Annotated in this window: 2 protein-coding genes; both read left to right on the top strand. The window is 61.8% G+C overall.

The window, feature by feature from the left end; genetic code table 11:
- On the top strand, positions 1-707 hold a 707-nt coding region (locus C0456_RS20485), incomplete at its 5' end, for a sulfotransferase (RefSeq protein WP_291056540.1).
- Positions 704-1,633, top strand: a 930-nt coding sequence (locus tag C0456_RS20480; protein ID WP_291056537.1) for a hypothetical protein, incomplete at its 3' end; no start/stop codon positions are given. The genes C0456_RS20485 and C0456_RS20480, both read left to right, overlap by 4 nt.

Genomic DNA, 1,633 nt, shown 5'->3' with positions numbered 1-1,633 from the left:
GGGCGGATGTGCTAAAAGCGCATCCGATCGGCGCGCGCATACCGCAGGAATGTGGCATGATGCTGGAAACCGCGTTTCAGGGCATCAATCCCACGATGCTGTTTCGCCTGCCGGCCTATTACGATTGGTATCGCAAGGCAGATACGCGCTTTGGCTACCGCGTTCACAAGATGTGGTTGCAGCACCTGGCATGGAAAAATCCCCGCAAGCGCTGGGTTCTCAAGGTGCAGGAACACGCGCACCACCTGCCCGAATTGCTGGATATCTACCCCGATGCGGTGTTGGTGCAGCCGCACCGAGACCCGGTTACAGTGATGGCATCAATCTCGCGACTGATCGAAGTCATCCGCTGCGTTGCCATTGACCGGATCGACCGCAACGAGCTGGGCCAGGAATTGTTGCACCTGTGGCACGATGGCCAGGCGGCGGCGCTTTCCTGGCGGCAATCCAATCCGCAAGTGCAGGTGCTGGACCTCGCCTTCCGAGACCTGATTTCGGATCCTGTCGCCGCAGTGCGCAAAGTTTACGAGCACGCCGATATTGCGTTTTCGCAAGAGACGGAGCAAGCGGTGACGCGCTGGTGGCGCGAGCATCCATCCGACAAGCACGGGCAACACCGCTACGAACTGGCCGATTACGGGCTTACGCGCGAGCAGGTCGAAAGCGTCTATGCCGACTACATCAGCGCCTACGAGGCCTATCTGTGAGCCGCTGGCCCGACTATCTCGCGCAGCTCGCTTCGGCGGAGGATATCTTCGCCATGCTGCCGGGCGAAGCTGACGGGCTGGAGCGGGCGGAAGTCGAGAAGATGCTGTTCACGGCGCTGGCATCGGGCTGGCTGACGACCTTTGCCGATCGTGACCGCCCCGATTTCGTTCCCGCAGTTTGCACGCATTTTAACCTTGTCGGCACCAACCCCGATTTCATCTATGCCGCAGCCTCGATTGATGGCAATGGCAGCTACCTGATTACCGGGGAACGGGGGGAATGCATTTTCCTCCAGATGGATATTGCCGCTGGCGGGCTGGGCGTGATGGACGCACTGGGTCCGTCGCTGGGTACGATCGACTTCGACGATCTGGCGCCGGATGAGGCAGGGCGCTTTTCCCTAATGCTGAGCGCGGAAAAACCGGCGGACTGGCAGGGGGACTGGCACCCTCTCGATCCGACAGCGCGTTCGCTCTCACTGCGGCAGGCGAGCTATGATTGGGGTACGGAGCGGGAGGCGCGGATCGCCATCGAACGCAGCGATCTGGCCCATGCGCCACGCCGCTGGAGCGAGGCGGAGATTGCCGAGCGGCTGATGGCCTTGTGCGCCTATCCCAAGCGACTGGCGGGCATGGCCATAGGATTCATTGCCGGGCAGCAGCAGAAAGGGCTGTGGAACGCTTTCGAGCAAGACGACTGGGCCGGGCGCGGCGGCGTGGAGGGGCAGCATTACTATCAGGGCCTGTTCCGGCTGGAGCCGGATTGCGCGCTGGTGCTGGAAACCGACCTGCCGGAAACGGTCCGCTACTGGAACGTCCAGCTGAACGACATGCGCTGGAACACGCTGGACTGGATGAACCACCAGTGCAGCCTGAACGGTGGGCAGGCCAGCATCGATGCAGATGGCAAGTTTCGCGCGGTGATC

Origin of the sequence: Hyphomonas sp. (assembly GCF_013823385.1) — a bacterium.
Classification (GTDB): Bacteria; Pseudomonadota; Alphaproteobacteria; order Caulobacterales; family Hyphomonadaceae; genus Hyphomonas.
This window is presented reverse-complemented; position numbering and strand designations above follow the sequence as displayed.